This is a genomic window from Nocardioides sp. S5-5 (genome assembly GCF_054954065.1).
Map to the genome: position 1 here is coordinate 2981107 of NZ_CP199913.1, position 15404 is coordinate 2996510.

At 70.1% G+C, this 15404-nt stretch carries 15 protein-coding genes; 7 read left to right on the forward strand and 8 right to left on the reverse strand.

Going from position 1 to position 15404, the window contains the following annotated elements; all coding sequences use genetic code 11:
* Position 1: 1 nt before the first annotated feature.
* Both qcrB and ACUP6Y_RS14110 read left to right on the forward strand, forming a co-directional pair.
* Positions 2-1705 (forward strand): cytochrome bc1 complex cytochrome b subunit, encoded by a 1704-nt coding sequence (qcrB, locus tag ACUP6Y_RS14105; RefSeq protein ID WP_462551367.1) that lies wholly within the window; start codon positions 2-4, stop codon positions 1703-1705.
* A gap of 105 nt (positions 1706-1810) precedes the next feature.
* A complete protein-coding gene (locus tag ACUP6Y_RS14110; RefSeq protein ID WP_462551368.1) occupies positions 1811-3226 on the forward strand; it encodes a hypothetical protein in 1416 nt (471 codons plus the stop codon).
* Here ACUP6Y_RS14110 and ACUP6Y_RS14115 read toward each other — a convergent pair.
* From ACUP6Y_RS14115 to ctaC, 4 genes are all read right to left on the reverse strand, one after another.
* A complete protein-coding gene (locus ACUP6Y_RS14115; RefSeq protein WP_462551369.1) occupies positions 3219-4433 on the reverse strand; it encodes a L,D-transpeptidase in 1215 nt (404 codons plus the stop codon). The genes ACUP6Y_RS14110 and ACUP6Y_RS14115 overlap by 8 nt on opposite strands.
* Positions 4434-4550: 117 nt before the next feature.
* Complete coding sequence (locus ACUP6Y_RS14120; RefSeq protein WP_462551370.1) at positions 4551-4967, reverse strand: cytochrome c oxidase subunit 4; 417 nt, start codon at positions 4965-4967, stop codon at positions 4551-4553.
* Positions 4967-6655 carry an aa3-type cytochrome oxidase subunit I gene (gene ctaD / locus ACUP6Y_RS14125; RefSeq protein WP_462551371.1) on the reverse strand — a complete coding sequence of 563 codons (1689 nt, stop codon included), beginning with the start codon at positions 6653-6655 and terminating at the stop codon, positions 4967-4969. The genes ACUP6Y_RS14120 and ctaD overlap by 1 nt, the downstream gene beginning before the upstream one ends.
* The gene (gene ctaC, locus ACUP6Y_RS14130) at positions 6652-7515 is read right to left on the reverse strand and encodes an aa3-type cytochrome oxidase subunit II (RefSeq protein WP_462551372.1); all 864 of its coding nucleotides are present in this window, start codon (positions 7513-7515) and stop codon (positions 6652-6654) included. Before ctaC ends, ctaD begins: the two co-directional genes overlap by 4 nt.
* A 138-nt stretch (positions 7516-7653) precedes the next feature.
* Here ctaC and ACUP6Y_RS14135 point away from each other — a divergent pair, with 138 nt between their 5' ends.
* Positions 7654-8772: a cysteine desulfurase family protein gene (locus tag ACUP6Y_RS14135; RefSeq protein ID WP_462551373.1), complete on the forward strand. Its 1119-nt coding sequence runs from the start codon at positions 7654-7656 to the stop codon at positions 8770-8772.
* The gene (locus ACUP6Y_RS14140; RefSeq protein ID WP_462551374.1) at positions 8769-8996 is read left to right on the forward strand and encodes a sulfurtransferase TusA family protein; all 228 of its coding nucleotides are present in this window, start codon (positions 8769-8771) and stop codon (positions 8994-8996) included. Before ACUP6Y_RS14135 ends, ACUP6Y_RS14140 begins: the two co-directional genes overlap by 4 nt.
* Before the next feature lie 232 nt (positions 8997-9228).
* On the opposite strand, the gene ACUP6Y_RS14145 is transcribed toward ACUP6Y_RS14140, so the two are convergent.
* Positions 9229-10164 (reverse strand): carbohydrate kinase family protein, encoded by a 936-nt coding sequence (locus tag ACUP6Y_RS14145; RefSeq protein ID WP_462556734.1) that lies wholly within the window; start codon positions 10162-10164, stop codon positions 9229-9231.
* A gap of 129 nt (positions 10165-10293) precedes the next feature.
* On the opposite strand from ACUP6Y_RS14145, the gene ACUP6Y_RS14150 reads away from it, so the two are divergent.
* Complete coding sequence (locus ACUP6Y_RS14150) at positions 10294-10506, forward strand: hypothetical protein (protein WP_462551375.1); 213 nt, start codon at positions 10294-10296, stop codon at positions 10504-10506.
* 75 nt (positions 10507-10581) lie between these two features.
* Here the strand turns inward: ACUP6Y_RS14150 and erpA are convergent, their stop codons facing one another.
* From erpA to ACUP6Y_RS14165, 3 genes are all read right to left on the reverse strand, one after another.
* The gene (erpA, locus tag ACUP6Y_RS14155) at positions 10582-10998 is read right to left on the reverse strand and encodes an iron-sulfur cluster insertion protein ErpA (RefSeq protein ID WP_462551376.1); all 417 of its coding nucleotides are present in this window, start codon (positions 10996-10998) and stop codon (positions 10582-10584) included.
* A 58-nt stretch (positions 10999-11056) separates the two neighbouring features.
* Entirely contained in the window at positions 11057-12160 is a 1104-nt protein-coding gene (locus ACUP6Y_RS14160) for an NAD(P)-dependent alcohol dehydrogenase (protein WP_462551377.1), read from the reverse strand.
* Positions 12161-12257: 97 nt separating this feature from the next.
* A complete protein-coding gene (locus tag ACUP6Y_RS14165; RefSeq protein ID WP_462551378.1) occupies positions 12258-13343 on the reverse strand; it encodes a glycerate kinase family protein in 1086 nt (361 codons plus the stop codon).
* Positions 13344-13587: 244 nt separating this feature from the next.
* On the opposite strand from ACUP6Y_RS14165, the gene nadA reads away from it, so the two are divergent.
* Together nadA and ACUP6Y_RS14175 are read left to right on the forward strand one after the other, a co-directional pair.
* Positions 13588-14763, forward strand: a complete 1176-nt coding sequence (nadA, locus tag ACUP6Y_RS14170; protein WP_462551379.1) for a quinolinate synthase NadA — start codon at positions 13588-13590, stop codon at positions 14761-14763.
* 42 nt (positions 14764-14805) lie between these two features.
* Entirely contained in the window at positions 14806-15402 is a 597-nt protein-coding gene (locus tag ACUP6Y_RS14175; RefSeq protein ID WP_462551380.1) for a DUF3043 domain-containing protein, read from the forward strand.
* Positions 15403-15404: the final 2 nt, after the last annotated feature.

Genomic DNA, 15404 nt, shown 5'->3' on the forward strand with positions numbered 1-15404 from the left:
CATGAGCAAGGTCGCCACGACGAATGGCACGACGCCCGCCACCGCCAAGGGTGGCAAGGCCGCCGGAGCCATCGCCAACTGGGCCGACGAGCGCCTCGGCCTCGGCTCGGCGATGAAGAAGAACATCCGCAAGGTCTTCCCGGACCACTGGTCGTTCATGCTGGGCGAGATCGCCTTGTGGAGCTTCGTCGTCGTCCTGCTGACCGGTGTCTTCCTGACCCTGTGGTTCGACCCGAGCATGACCGAGATCCAGTACGACGGCGCCTACGACCCGCTGCGCGGCGTCCACATGTCGTCGGCGTACGCCTCCTCGCTCGACATCTCCTTCGACGTCCGTGGCGGTCTGCTCATGCGGCAGATGCACCACTGGGGCGCGATGATCTTCATCGCCTCGATGATGATCCACATGCTCCGCGTCTACCTGACCGGCGCGTTCCGCAAGCCGCGCGAGCTGAACTGGGTCATCGGCTGCCTGCTCCTGCTGCTCGGCACGATCGAGGGCTTCACCGGCTACTCCCTGCCCGACGACCTGCTCTCCGGCACCGGCGTGCGGGCCGCGGACGGCTTCATGAAGGCCTCGCCGGTCATCGGCTCCTACATGTCGTTCTTCCTGTTCGGCGGCGAGTTCCCCGGTGACGCGATCATCCCGCGTTTCTACGCCATGCACATCCTGCTCATCCCGGGCCTGCTGCTCGCCCTGGTGGCTGCCCACATGCTGCTGCTCGTCTACCACAAGCACACGCAGTGGCCTGGTCCCGGCCGCACCGAGCAGAACGTCGTCGGCTACCCGATGCTCCCGGTCTACGCGGCCAAGGCGGGCGGCTTCTTCTTCATCGTGTTCGGCACCATCGCCACGATGGGTGGCCTGTTCTCGATCAACGCGGTCTGGAAGTACGGCCCCTACGACCCGTCCAAGGTGACCGCGGGCTCCCAGCCCGACTGGTACATGGGCTGGCCCGACGGCCTGCTGCGCATCATCCCGGCCTGGGAGACCCACATCTGGGGCATCACCCTGTCCTGGAACGTGATGATCCCGATCCTCGTGATGCCGCCGCTGATGCTGATGGTCCTGATGGCGCTGCCGTTCATCGAGGCCTGGATCACCGGCGACAAGCGGGAGCATCACCTGCTCCAGCGGCCGCGCAACGCACCGACCCGGACCGCGATCATGGTCGCCCTGATGACCTTCTACGGCCTCTCCTGGGCCGCGGGCGGCAACGACATCATCGCGATCAAGCTCCACCTGAGCATCAACGAGATCACGTACTTCATGCGTGGCGCGGTGTTCATCGGACCGGTCATCGCCTTCATCATCACGCGGCGCTGGTGCATCTCGCTCCAGCGTCACGACGAGGGCAAGCTGCTCCACGGCTACGAGACCGGTGTCCTGGTCCGCTCCCCCGAGGGCGGGTACGCCGAGAAGCACCTCCCCCTCCCCGAGGGCAATGCCTACACGCTCGCGGCCCGCGACGACGACCCGACGCCGGAGACGGTCGAGGAGATCGAGGCCTCCGGCGCCACGGGTCGCAGCGCGCGGCTGCGCAAGCTGCGGGCCAAGCTGGCCACGGTGTTCTTCGCGGACAACGTCCAAAAGCCCACGGCCGAGGAGCTCCACGAGGCCGAGCACCACGCCGAGCACGAGCTCCACGAGCTCGAGTCGCAGATCGCCGCCGGCCCCAACCGGCACGGTCCGTCCGAGCACTGATCCCGTCCGACTCGGCGGCCGTAGTCCCTAGGGACTACGGCCGCCGAGTCATTTCGACCGGGTCGGACGATCCGGACCTGCTGCCGTCCGGCTAGCGTGCTCACCGTGACCTCCCCTGCCGCCACGACGCTGTCGAAGAGCCACAGGGCCCCCGGGCCCGGCCGGCCGCCGCGACGCCGCGAGAACGCGCTCTGGGCGCTGTGCTGGCTGCTCTTGGCAACCGTCTACGGCCTGACGATCTCGACAGGTTGGCGCACACCCGACGTCGCCTCCACCGAAGCCGCGTCCTGGCGGATCGCCCACACCGGCGCACCATGGGTGGACGGCCTCGAGAGCGACAGGTACATCCTGAGAGTGGACGTCGACGAGACGCACGAACCGGGGTCCAAGCTGATCCTGTTCTCCGTGTTCAACCACGACAACGGCCACGCGGTGATCACGAGGACCCCGGGCGTCATCGCCGCCGGCATCCCTGCCTACTGGATCCAAGCGCGCCTCGACCCGGGATCCGATGCCTCCCTGTCTGCTGTCCCGGGCGCATTGACCGGGGCAGCTCTGGCCGCCACGGCGGTACTGCTCCTGCTCTTGTCGATCCGTGACCTCGTCCCCCGCCACGCACTGATCGCGACCGGGCTGACCCTGGCGTTCGCCACCCCCTACTGGTCGGTGCTCGCCGACGCCCTCTGGACCCACGGTGTGACGAGCCTCGGCATCGCGGGCATGGCGTGGGCGGCTCGACACGAGCGATGGTGGCTGGTCGGAGTCTTCGGCGGGATCGGCCTCTGGGGACGGCTGCATGTCACCGTCATCGTGGCTCTCCTCGGCCTCGGCCTCGCCCTGTGGCGGCGGCGGCCGTCGATCGCCCTCACCGTGGCCGCCACGAGCCTTCCCTTCCTGGCAGCGGCCTTCGTCTGGGGACGATGGATGTATGGCGCCTGGGAGCTCAACGCAGCGACCGGTGGCTACGGCGGTGTCGAGCGCCTGACGACCGAGCGCACGATCGGGATCACCAACCTCCTGGGCTACCTGGTCTCCCCCGGCGCTGGTCTGCTCGTCTGGACGCCCGTGCTGCTGGTCCTGGCGCCCGCCGTCGTGCGGGGCTGGCGTGCCTCACCGGACTGGACCCGCGCCCTTGCCACATCGGGCGTGGTCTACCTCGTCGTCCAGGCGATGCTCAACCAGTTCCACGGCGGCACCGGCTTCTGGGGCAACCGCCTGGGTCTCGAGACGCTCACCTGCCTCGTACCCCTTCTCGCCTGCTGCCTTCCGCACGTGCGGCCGCTCGAACGGAAGGTCGCGATCGTCGCCGTCGGCTACCAGGCCGCTCTGATCCTTCCCGGCGCGATCTACAACATCGCCCACAACCACGGCTTCGCATGGCGGGAGAACGACTTCTACCTGGCCACCCGCGACAACCCGGGCGCGATGGTCGTCGGCGCAGCCGTCGGTGTGCTTCTGGTCGCCTCGGTCGCGCGGGTCCTCCGCGACTATCGGGTCGACGGTCCGGGCGACGTCAGCTGAGGGCGGATCCTGCGACGTAGTCGCTCCAGGAGACGTTCCAGTCGCCCCAGCCGTTGCCGGGCTCCATCTGACGGTCGGTGCCGGCATACTCGACGACGTCGCCGCGGCGGGTCATCGAGTAGAGCCAGGCGGCGTTGTCGGTGCTCATGCCGGTGCAGCCGTGCGAGACGTTGGCGTGACCCTGGGAGCCGACGGACCAGGGGGCGGCGTGGATGAACTCGCCGGAGCTGGTCAGGCGCATGGCCCACTTGACGTCGTCGATGTCGTAGGCCTCGGCGGAGCCGCGGGCGATGCCGACGGTCTCGGAGTTCATCCGCTTCTGGGCGTACTTCTCCATGATGACCTTGACCCCGGAGCGGGTCGTGAAGCCGGGCTTGCCGGTGGTGATCGGGATGGTGCGCAGCAGCTTGCCGTTCTCGACGACCTTCATCTGGTGGGTGCGCGCGTTGACCTTGTAGACGTGGGCGGCGCCGATCTCGAAGTCGACCTTGCGGTCCTCCTGGCCGTAGATGCCGCCGCCGGCGCTGACGCCGTTGACGCCGACGTCGACGCTGACCTTGGTGCCGGCCTGCCAGTAGGTCTCGGGGCGCCAGTGCGCCTCCTTGCTGCTGACCCAGTGCCACGAGCCCGGCTGCGCGGGCGTGGAGGTGACGGTCATGTGCTTCTCGAAGCTCGCCTGGTCGGTGACCGGGACGTCGAAGGTGACGATGACCGGCATGCCGACGCCGACCGTCTCGCCCTGCAGGGGCGCGATCGAGGCGTAGGTCTGCTGGCTCAGGCTCAGCGCCTGGGTGGTGAACGTCGAGACGCTCTCGGCCTCCTTGCCGTCGCCGTTGCGGGCCACGGCGCGCACCCGGTAGCGGGTGCCGGGCTCGAGTCCGCCCGAGGACACCCAGCGGGTGCCGTCGGCGCGGAGCTCACCCTCGACCCGGCCGGACTTGGACTTCACGACCACCGTGGTGAGCGTGCCCTTCTCGGCCTTGACCCGGACCACCTTGTCGACGGGTACGCCGGAGGCGTCGTCCTTCACGTTGGTCGTCACGATCGCCTCGGAGGCGGCCGCCGCCGTGGTCTCGTCGGCAGCGGGGTCGTCGACGCCGGGGACGAATCCCGAGCCGTCGCAGGCAGCGGCGACGAGCGCGACGGCAGCCAGGACGGCGGCGGCGCGCAGGGCGCGCGATCGGGAGCGTGTCAGCGGGGAAGGCACCCCACGAGGGTACCTGCCGGCACCGACGATTCTCGGTTGGGAAGCACGTCGGCGGTGTCACACCGTGAGGTGCGACACCGCCGACGAGAGCGCTGAGCGGGGCTCGGCCTGGGCCGATCAGTGGGCGTAGACGCCGCGGTAGTACTCGAAGACCCAGCCGCTGAGCGCGACCGCGCCGAGCACGAACCCGATGATCAGCAGCCACCAGGCCAGCACGGCCAGCGCGAAGACGATCAGGCCGAGGCACCCGGCGCACCACAGCGGCCACCAGGAGTACGGCGGGAAGAAGCCCAGCTCACCGGCGCCGTCGGCGATCTCGCCGTCCTTGAGGTCCTCCGGACGGGCGTCCATCCGGTTGGCGTGGAAGCCGAGGTAGAGCGTGACCATCGCGCACAGCAGCGTGGTCATCACCAGGGCGGAGGTGCCGGTCCAGTCGGCGCCGTGGTCACTGCCGTCGGTGATGAACCAGTAGGCGGGGCTGACCAGGACCAGGAAGACCGTCGTCACGCCGAAGATCCATGCTTCGACCCTCATCAGGCGTCGACCTCCTTGGCACCGGCACCCGAGGCGACCGGCTCGTCGTACATCTCGATGGCGGCGATCTCCGGGTGGTGCAGGTCGAAGGCCGGCGACTCCGAGCGGATCCGCGGGATGGTGTGGAAGTTGTGGCGCGGCGGCGGGCAGCTCGTGGCCCATTCCAGCGACCGGCCCCAGCCCCACGGGTCGTCGGTGTTGACCAGCGGGCCCTTGCGGGAGACGTAGACGTTGTAGAAGAACGGCAGCATCGAGGAGGCGAGGATGAACGCGCCGATCGTCGATACCTGATTGAGCGTGGTGAAGCCGTCCCGGGGCAGGTAGTCGGCGTAGCGGCGGGACATGCCCTCGATGCCGAGCCAGTGCTGGACCAGGAAGGTGGTGTGGAAGCCGATGAACAGCAGCCAGAAGTGGATCTTGCCGAGGCGCTCGTCGAGCATCCGTCCGGTGAGCTTGGGCCACCAGAAGTAGAAGCCGGCGAACATCGCGAACACGACCGTGCCGAACACCGTGTAGTGGAAGTGCGCCACCACGAAGTAGGAGTCGGAGACGTGGAAGTCCAGCGGCGGGCTGGCCAGGATGATGCCGGTCAGACCACCGAAGAGGAAGGTCGTGAGGAAGCCGATCGACCAGAGCATGGGAGTGTCCATGCGCACGGATCCGCCCCACATCGTGCCGATCCAGTTGAAGAACTTCACGCCTGTCGGCACGGCGATGAGGAAGGTCATGCCGGAGAAGAACGGCAGGTTGACCGCTCCGGTCACGAACATGTGGTGCGCCCACACCGCCACCGAGAGGATCGCGATGCCGAGCGTCGCGCCGACCAGGCCGACGTAGCCGAAGATCGGCTTGCGGCTGAAGACCGGGAGGATCTCGGAGATGATGCCGAAGAACGGCAGGGCGATGATGTAGACCTCTGGGTGCCCGAAGAACCAGAACAGGTGCTGCCACAGGATCGCTCCACCATGGGAGGAGTCGAAGACGTGGGCGCCGATCTGACGATCGGCCTCGAGCGAGAGCAGCGCGCCGGCGAGGATCGGGAACGCGATCAGCACCAGGATCGCCGTGATCAGCACGGTCCAGACGAAGATCGGCATCCGGAACATGGTCATGCCGGGGACGCGCATGCAGATGATCGTGGTGATGAAGTTGACCGCGCCCAGGATGGTGCCGAGACCCGCCATCCACAGACCCATGATCCACAGGTCGCCGCCGACGCCGGGGCTGTTGACCGAGTCGGACAGTGGGGTGTAGGCGAACCAGCCGAACGACGCGGCGCCCTGCGGGGTGAGGAAGCCGGCGCCGGCGATCAGGCCGCCGAACAGGTACAGCCAGTAGCTGAACATGTTCAGGCGCGGGAACGCGACGTCGGGCGCGCCGATCTGCAGCGGCATGATCGCGTTGCCGAAGCCGAAGAACAGCGGCGTCGCGAACAGCAGCAGCATGATCGTGCCGTGCATCGTGAAGAGCTGGTTGTAGAGCTCCTCGTTGACGATCTGGCTGCCCGGGTAGGCGAGCTCGGACCGGATGAGGAGCGCCATGATGCCGCCGGCCATGAACCAGGCGAGCGCCGTGCCGAAATACAGGTTGCCGATCAGCTTGTGGTCGGTCGTGGTCAGCGCGCGGACGATCTGCTGGCCGAGCGGCTTGCGCTCGGGGAAGTCCGCGGAACGCGCGAGAGTGGTCACTCGTGCTCTCCCTCGTCGTCGTTGATGGGCTGCTTGGCGTACTTGCCGCCCTCGACGGGCTCGTCCGACACGTGGTCGGGGTTCTTGGCGAGCTGGGCGAGGTAGGTCTCGTAGTCGGCCTCGGAGACGACCTTCACGTTGAAGAGCATCCGCGAGTGGTAGACGCCGCACAGCTCGTAGCACTTGCCGTCGTAGTCGCCGATCTCGGTCGGCGTGACCTGGTAGGAGTTCTTGTTGCCGGGGACGACGTCCATGCGCATCGCGAAGGCCGGGATGCCGAAGTTGTGGATGACGTCGGGGCTGCGCAGCTGGAACTCGATCGTCTTGTCGACCGGGATCACGAGGTCCGGGATGTCCTCGCCGGTGCCCGACACGAAGACGTTCTTTCCCTCGTAGGGCTGGTTGAACGTCCACTGCCACTTCTGGCCCACGACGGTCACGACCACGTCGGGGTTCGGGTCGTGCTCGAGCGCGATGTTCTGCACCCGAACGGTCTGCGAGAAGAACGCGATGACCATGATGACCGGGAAGATCGTGTAGAAGATCTCGATCGGCAGGTTGTAGCGCGTCTGCACCGGGACCTCGTCGTCGCTGCGGCGACGGAACCAGAGCGGGACGCCGATGATCAGCGCCCACGTGATGACGCCGACGACCAGCGCGGCGATCCAGGCGCCCTGCCACAGGTGCAGGATGTGCTCACCTTGCACCGTCGTGATCTCCGGCATGCCGAACCGCTCCCACTGGGTATCGGTCGAGCAGCCGGACAGCGCGAGCGCGAGTACGACGAATCCGGCGAGCGGGGTCGCGCGACGGAGTCGTCGCTGCGCGCCACGCGTGCGCTCGGGGTGCCACCAGCCCACGAACGAGCCTTCCTCTCGAGGGTCAGAACCACTGCGAACACTAGCGGAGAGCGACCCTGGCATGGGCGGCGGGTGGGTCATCCGGGACGTGTGGGGCGTCGTACGAAGGTACGGACCCGACTCAACTAGGGTCGGAGGGTGAGCAGCACCTCCGAGGTCTACCTCGACTCGGCCTCGTCGGCCCCGCTCCACCCGGCGGCGCGCACCACCCTGCTGGCCGCTCTCGACCGCGGGTACGGCGACCCGCGGCGCCTCCACGCCGCCGGGCGCGACGCGCGGCTGCTCCTCGACAACGCCCGGGCGGTGGTGGCCGAGGCGCTCGGCGCCCGGCCGGACGAGGTGGGCTTCGCCGCGTCGGGGACCGACGCCGTCCACCGCGGCCTGCTCGGGCTGACGGCGGCGACGGGACGCGACGGGATCGTCCACGGAGCGATCGAGCACTCCTCGGTGCTGCACGCGGTCCAGTGGCGCGCCTCCCCCGGCCACGCGAGCGTCGGGGTCGACGCGACCGGGCGGGTCGACCTCGCCGCGATGGCCGTCGCCGCGCGCGAGCCCGGGGTGGGCGCGGTCGCGCTGCAGGCGGCCAACCAGGAGGTCGGGACGCTGCAGCCCGTCGACGAGCTCGACCTGCCGGCCGGCGTACCGCTGCTGGTGGACGCGGCTGCCGCCGTCGGACACGTGGCACTGCCCCGCCGCTGGGACGCGCTGACGGCGTCGGCGCACAAGTGGGGCGGGCCCGCCGGCATCGGCGTCCTCGTGGTGCGCCGCGGCACTCGGTGGACCAACCCGTTCCCCGGCGACGACGGCCTGGACCAGCTGGGCGGATTCCCCGACGTGCCGGCCGCGCTGGCCGCCGCCGCCGCGCTGCAGGCGGTGCTCGCCGAGCGCGAGGAGGTGGCGGCGCGCCAGCACGCCCTGGTCGACCGGATCCGGGCGGCCGCGGCGGCGCTGCCCGACACCGAGGTCGTGGGCGATCCGGTGGCCCGGCTCCCCCACCTGGTGACCTTCTCCTGCCTCTACGTGGGCGGCGACGAGATCGTCTCGGCGCTCGCCCGCCGGGGCTTCGGCGTCGCCAGCGGCTCGGCCTGCACGGCCTCGACCCTCGAGCCGAGCCACGTGCTGGCCGCGATGGGCGCACTCACCCACGGCAACGTCCGGATCTCCCTGGGCCGCGACACCACGGGCGAGGAGGTCGAGGCGCTGTGCGCCGCGCTGGCCGACGAGGTCGGCCGGATCCGCTCGGAGGCCGGCCTGTGACGACCGAGATCGACTGCCGCGACCTGCCCTGCCCCCGCCCGATCATCGAGCTGGCCAAGGCGCTGCCGTCGGTGGCGGTCGGCGAGCTGCTCGCCGTCGTCGCCCGCGATCCGGCGGCCCGGCACGACGTGCCGGCGTGGTGCCGGATGCGCGGGCAGGAGTACGTCGGCGAGGAGGCCGCGGAGGACGGCGCGCCCCGTTACGTGGTGCGCCGGCTCGGCTGACCTGTGGATAGTCGGCTGCCGGCCGTCAGCGGCTGCTCGACGCTCCTCGGCACGGATGCGTGTCATCATGCGAGGAGCACGGATGTGTCGATGTCGGGAGTCCCCGACCGACACCGTGACCGTGGGCGACTGGGGCGAGGTCGAGCTCGACCTCGACGCGCTGCTGCGGCCCTAGCGATCCTTGGTCGCCAGGTCGTGTCTCCCAAGTCCCCACCTGCTGCGTTGGGGGACACTAGGCGCCGAGGTGCTTGCCGACCTCGTCGGCCGCCTCGTCGCCGTACGACTCGCGGATCCGGCCCACGAACTGCTCGTGGGTGAAGTCGTACTCCTGGGTGCCGACCGTCTCGACGACGTAGGCGGCGAGCACGCAGCCGACCTGGGCGGCCCGCTCGAGCGAGCTGCCCCACGACAGCGCGGCGAGGAAGCCGCCGCGGAAGGCGTCGCCGACACCGGTCGGCTCGACCGCGGCGACGTCCTTGGCGGCGGGGACCTCGAACGACGTGCCGTCCTTGGAGGTGACCCGGACGCCGTCCTTGCCGAGCGTGGTGACCTGCAGACCGACCTTCGCGAGGACCTCCTCGGCGCTCCAGCCGGTCTTCTTCTCGATGACGTGCGACTCGTACTCGTTGGAGAACAGGATCGCCGCGCCGTCGATCAGGTCACGGATCAGCTCGCCCTCGGCGAACGCGAGCTGCTGGGAGCAGTCGGCGATGAAGGCGTAGCCGCGCTGGCGGCACTCCTCGGTGTGCCGCTTCATGGCGTCGGGGTCGTCGGCGCCGATGAGGACGTAGGTCGGCGGGCCGACGCGCTGCACGATCGGGAGCAGCTCGATCTGGCTGGCCTCGCTCATCGCCCCGGGGTAGAAGGAGGCGAACTGGGCCATCGTGGTGTCGGTGGTGCAGACGAAGCGGGCGGTGTGCTTGCTCTCGGAGATGTGGACCGAGTCGCAGTCGACACCGTTGCGCTCGAGCCACGAGCGGTAGTCGGCGAAGTCCTCGCCCGCGGCGCCGACGAGGACCGGCCGCAGGCCGAGCCGGGCCAGGCCGAAGCACATGTTGGGCGCCACGCCACCGCGGCGGATCTCGAGGTCGTTGACCAGGAAGGAGACCGACAGCTTGTCGAGCTGCTCGACGACCAGCGAGTCGGCGAACCGGCCGCCGAAGGTCATCAGGTGGTCGGTGGCGATCGAGCCGGCGATCAGGAGGGAGCCCGTGGGTGCAGTCACGGTACGGAAGGCTAGCCCAGCCGACGGCGCTCCCTCTGGGTCTACCGGGAAGTAACGCCTAGCGTCGATGACATGCCGTCGTACGAAGAGTTCGCCAGCCTCGCCGAGCTGCACGCCGACTGTCAGGCCGTGAGCCGCCGCCTCCAGGACGCCGCCGTCCAGGCCACGCGCCCCGCCCCGAGCATCCACTTCGACGCCCTGCCGCGCGAGGTGCCGAAGCGCGACATCCAGATCTCCGAGGCCGCCCAGCGCCTCGCCAACGCGCTGCACCTCCACCTGGACTGACGTCCCGCGTACGCCGCGGGAACGACGAAGGCCCCAGCCGATCGGCTGGGGCCTTCGTCGTCGCGAGGCGATGACTCAGTGGAACGAGTCGCCGCAGGCGCAGGAGCCCGTGGCGTTCGGGTTGTCGATCGTGAAGCCCTGCTTCTCGATGGTGTCGACGAAGTCGATGACCGCGCCGTTGAGGTAGGGCACGCTCATCCGGTCGACGACGACGCCCACGCCGTCGAAGTCGGTCACGACGTCGCCGTCGAGGGTGCGCTCGTCGAAGAAGAGCTGGTAGCGCAGACCCGAGCAGCCTCCGGGCTGCACCGAGATCCGCAGGGAGAGGTCGTCGCGCCCCTCCTGCTCGAGCAGGCTCTTGACCTTCGTGGCCGCCACCGGGCTCAGGTTGATCTGGTCCTCACGGCGGTCGAGGTCCACCGGGGCCGCGACGGTCGTGGTCGCGCCGGGGGCCTCGTGGCTGTGGCCGCCTCCGCAGCAGCTGTCGCTCATGCTCACTCCAGGTGTGTCGGGTCGGTGTTCGACTAGCCCAATGGTCGCACAGTCCTGGTTATTCCCCCCACACGAGGACCGGCTTGACGACCGCGCCGGACCTCGAGTCCGCCACGGCGTCCGCGATCCTCCCGAACGGGTACGTCGTGACCAGGTGGTCGACGTCGAACCTCCCGGCCTCGCGCAACGCGATCAGCTCGGGGATCGTGGCCAGCGGGTCGGCCTCCCCCTCGATCGAGGAGCGCACGATCTTGCCGGACTGGAGCAGGTCGATGGCGTCGATGGTGTACTCCGGCGCGCCCAGCCCGAGCGCGACCAGCATGCCGCGGGAGCGCAGCGAGCGCTGCGCCTGCAAGACGACGGCCGGGATCGCCGTGGTGTCGATCGCGTACGCCGCTCCGCCGCCGGTCAGCGCCTTGACCCGCTCCTCGACCGGTCCTGAGGTCTCGTCGGCGGGGTCGACCGCGTGGGCGCCGTACTCCTCGGCGAGGGTGCGACGGCTCGCCACCGGGTCGACCGCGACGACCGTCTCCACCCCGGCGCCCCGCCCGGCGGCGACCGCGGCGAGCCCGACCGCGCCGGCGCCGAACACGACGATCGGCTCGCCGGGCGCGGGATCGAGCACATGGAGCACGGTCCCGGCGCCGGTCTGGAAGCCGCAGGCGAACGGCGCCAGCCGGGTCAGGTCGAGGGACTTGTCGACGACGACGCAGTTGTCGGCGTACGCCAGGGCGTGGCGGGCGAGGCTGGACTGACCGAAGAAGCTCCCGAAGACGGTCTGCTCGCCTCGCCTCATGGTGGTCGAGCCGTCGGCCCGCATGCCCATGTAGTTGAGCAGCAGGGACTGCTCGCAGTAGCCGACGTCGCCCGCCCGGCACGGCCCGCACCGACGACAGGAGCGAAAGCTGAGCACGACGTGGTCGCCGACCTCGATGCCGCTCACCGCGGCGCCGACCCTCTCGACGACGCCGGTGCCCTCGTGGCCGACGACGGTCGGCAGCATCTCCCGCGGCAGCATGGCCGGCACGGTCAGGTCGGTGTGGCACAACCCGGTGGCGACGATGCGAACCAGGACCTCGTCGTCCCGGGGCTCGTCGAGCTCGACCTCGGCGGCGACGAAGTCGCCTCCGGGCTCCTCGACGAGGTAGGCCGTCGTCCTCACGCGTCACGCTCCAGCCAGTAGTAGAGGTCGTCGAAGCGGGTTCTGAGGTCTGTCACCCGAGCAATCTAGAACACGTTCCAGTCCGAGGGCGAGGGGTTCAGCTCGACCAGGTGCGCGCGACCCGCGAGGCGAGCTCGCTCAGCGCGCCCGAGGGGTCGGCGAAGGCCCGCTCCTCCCCCACGGCGTCGACGAGCGAGTACGCCGCGTCCATGCCCAGAGCCCGCATCTCCCGGGAGCCGACCAGGACCTGGCCCGCCAGTACGACGCACGGGCGCAGCGCGTCGGCCGCGACCGCCGCCACGCCGGCCGGCACCTTGCCGGCCCGGCTGCTGAAGTCGAAGGCGCCCTCGCCCGTGACGACCAGGTCGGCGTCACGCGCCTGCCGGGCGAGACCCACCGCCTCGGCGACCAGCTCGATCCCGGAGACCCGGGTGCCGCCGAGCAGCATGAGGGCGAAGCCGAGGCCGCCGGCCGCGCCCGCGCCCGGCTCCAGCGCGACCCGCCGGTCGGTCGCCGCCGCGAACCCCTCCAGGAAGCCGTCGAGCAGGACCTGGGCCTCCTCGTCGAGCCCCTTCTGCGGGCCGAAGGTCTTGCTCGCCCCGAACAGCCCCGTCAGCGGGTTGTCGACGTCGGTCGCGACGACGATCTCGACACCGTCCACCAGACCGCGCGGAATGCTCAGGTCGACGCGGCTCACCCCGTCCAGGAAGATCCCGCCGACGTCGAGGGCGACATCCGCATCCGCGCCCAGAGCCGCGAGGAACCCGGCGCCCCCGTCGTTGGTCCCCGAGCCGCCCAGCCCGACCACCACCCGTCGCGCCCCGGCGTTGACGGCCTCCAGGAGCAGGCGGCCGACGCCGACCGTCGTACCGAACTCGCCGAGCCTGCCTCCGGTCAGGTGGACGCCACAGACCTGGGCGCTCTCGATGTAGACCGTCTCGCCGACCTGCAGGATCGTGGCCGGCACCTCGTGGCCCTGCGGCGCCTCCCCCACCACGGCCAGCAGCTCGCCGCCGAGGGTCGCGTGCAGGACGTCGACGAAGCCCGGCCCGCCGTCCGACATGGGCGCGAGCACCAGCTCGTCGTCCGGCGCGTGCCGGCGCCAGCCGGCCGCGATCGCCTCGGCGGCCTCGACCGCCGTGAGGGTGCCCGCGAACTTGTCGGGGGCGACCAGAATCCGCATGCGCCCCATCATGGTGGACGTCGACAGTCGCCGGCGTGCGGGACCTGCCGATCCGCCCCGGACAGGCCGGGTCGCCGAGCAGGACGGCGAGCTGATCGCCTTCGCCACCAGCCCGTGCCGCGAGGAGATCTGGTGTCTGGCGACCTTCGGGCGCGGCCCGCGCTGCGCGGCAGGGTCCCGCCCGCGCCGTACGTCCACCACGGGGCGCTGCTGTCGCGCTGTCGGACCAAACTAGAATGTGGCCATGACCACCGTGGACCTCCCGCTGCTGCCCCTGGGCCGCGGCACGGACGCGCTCTCCGAACGCGGCGTCGACTGCCCCGGCGACCTGCCGGCACCCTCGGACCCGGACCTGGTGGCACGCGCCCGCGCGGCCAAGGAGAGGCTCGGCGAGCGGCTGTTCGTGCTCGGGCACCACTACCAACGCGACGAGGTCATCCAGTTCGCCGACGTCACCGGCGACTCCTTCAAGCTCGCCCGCGACGCGGCGGCGCGCCCGGACGCGGAGTACATCGTCTTCTGCGGCGTCCACTTCATGGCCGAGTCCGCCGACATCCTCACCGGGCCCGACCAGAAGGTGATCCTGCCCGACCTCGCGGCCGGCTGCTCGATGGCCGACATGGCGCGGATCGCCCAGGTCGAGAAGGCGTGGGAGGCGCTGGCCGCGGCTGGCGTCCAGGACGTCGTCGTACCGGTCACCTACATGAACTCCAGCGCCGACATCAAGGCGTTCTGCGGCCGCAACGGTGGCGTCGTATGCACCTCGTCCAACGCCGAGGTCGCGCTCGACTGGGCCTTCCAGCGGAAGGGCGCGGACACCAAGGTCCTGTTCCTGCCCGACCAGCACCTCGGCCGCAACACCGCGGTCCTGCAGCTCGGCTACTCCCTCGACGAGTGCGTCGTGTGGAACCCGCTGCTCCCGGGCGGCGGCCTCACCGCCGAGGAGCTCGCCGGCGCCCGGATGATCCTGTGGAAGGGCCACTGCTCGGTCCACGGCCGGTTCTCCGCCGACGTCATCGACGAGCTGCGCGCGAAGGTGCCGGACCTCAACGTCCTGGTCCACCCCGAGTGCCAGCACGAGGTCGTGCTCAAGGCCGACCTGGTCGGCTCCACCGAGTTCATCATCAAGACCATCGAGGCGGCGCCGGCCGGCTCGAGCTGGGCGATCGGCACCGAGCTCAACCTCGTGCAGCGCCTCGCCAACGCCCACCCGGACAAGAACATCATGTTCTTGGACCGCAACGTCTGCTACTGCTCGACGATGAACCGGATCGACCTGCCCCACTTCGTGTGGGCGCTGGAGAACCTCGTCGAGGGCGTCGTCGTCAACCAGATCGAGGTCGACCCGCAGACCGAGGCCGACGCGCTGACCGCGCTCCAGCGGATGCTCGACCTGCCCGGGAAGTCCCACCGTGACTGACGCCGGGTCCATCGACCGCCCACTGGTCCGGAAGGCCTGATCGTGTTCAAGCGCACCAAGTCCCCCACCGCCTCCGAGCCGGCCACCCCGGCCGGCGAGGGCAAGGTCGGCGGCAAGGGTCGGCCGACGCCCACCCGCAAGGAGGCCGAGGCCGCCGCGAAGGCGCGCGCCAAGGCCCCCTCCGACCGCCGTGCGGCCGGACGGCGGTCGCGCGCGTTCCGCGCCGAGGAGAGCCGCAAGATCCGGCAGGGCATGAAGAACGGCGACGAGCGCTACTTCCTGCCCCGCGACAAGGGCCGGGTGCGTCGGTTCATCCGCGACTACGTCGACCGTCGCTTCTCCATCGTCGAGATGGTCATTCCGCTGATGATCGTCGGCCTGATGCTCGGCTACACCGGCAGCTCCGCGCTCGTGCAGGCCAGCAGCATGGTGCTGCTCGCCACGGTGCTGTTCGTCGTGACCGACATGCTGGTGCTCCGCTTCCGCCTGCGCCGCGAGCTGAGGACCCGCTTCCCGGACGAGCCGCTCAAGGGCACGACCTACTACGCCCTGACCCGGTCGATGCAGATGAAGTTCATGCGGCTGCCGAAGGCTCGTGTGAAGATCGGCCAGCCGCTGCCGGAGGACTACGACCGGTAGCC

Bases quoted from the DNA above. Each gene is read 5' to 3' on its own strand.
- qcrB (WP_462551367.1), top strand. From the start codon at position 2: ATGAGCAAGGTCGCCACGACGAATGGCACGACGCCCGCCACCGCCAAG.
- ACUP6Y_RS14120 (WP_462551370.1), bottom strand. From the start codon at position 4,967: ATGAGGGTCGAAGCATGGATCTTCGGCGTGACGACGGTCTTCCTGGTC.
- ACUP6Y_RS14145 (WP_462556734.1), bottom strand. From the start codon at position 10,164: ATGACCTTCGGCGGCCGGTTCGCCGACTCGCTGGTCGTCGAGCAGCTC.
- ACUP6Y_RS14150 (WP_462551375.1), top strand. From the start codon at position 10,294: ATGCCGTCGTACGAAGAGTTCGCCAGCCTCGCCGAGCTGCACGCCGAC.
- erpA (WP_462551376.1), bottom strand. From the start codon at position 10,998: ATGAGCGACAGCTGCTGCGGAGGCGGCCACAGCCACGAGGCCCCCGGC.
- ACUP6Y_RS14165 (WP_462551378.1), bottom strand. From the start codon at position 13,343: ATGCGGATTCTGGTCGCCCCCGACAAGTTCGCGGGCACCCTCACGGCG.
- nadA (WP_462551379.1), top strand. From the start codon at position 13,588: ATGACCACCGTGGACCTCCCGCTGCTGCCCCTGGGCCGCGGCACGGAC.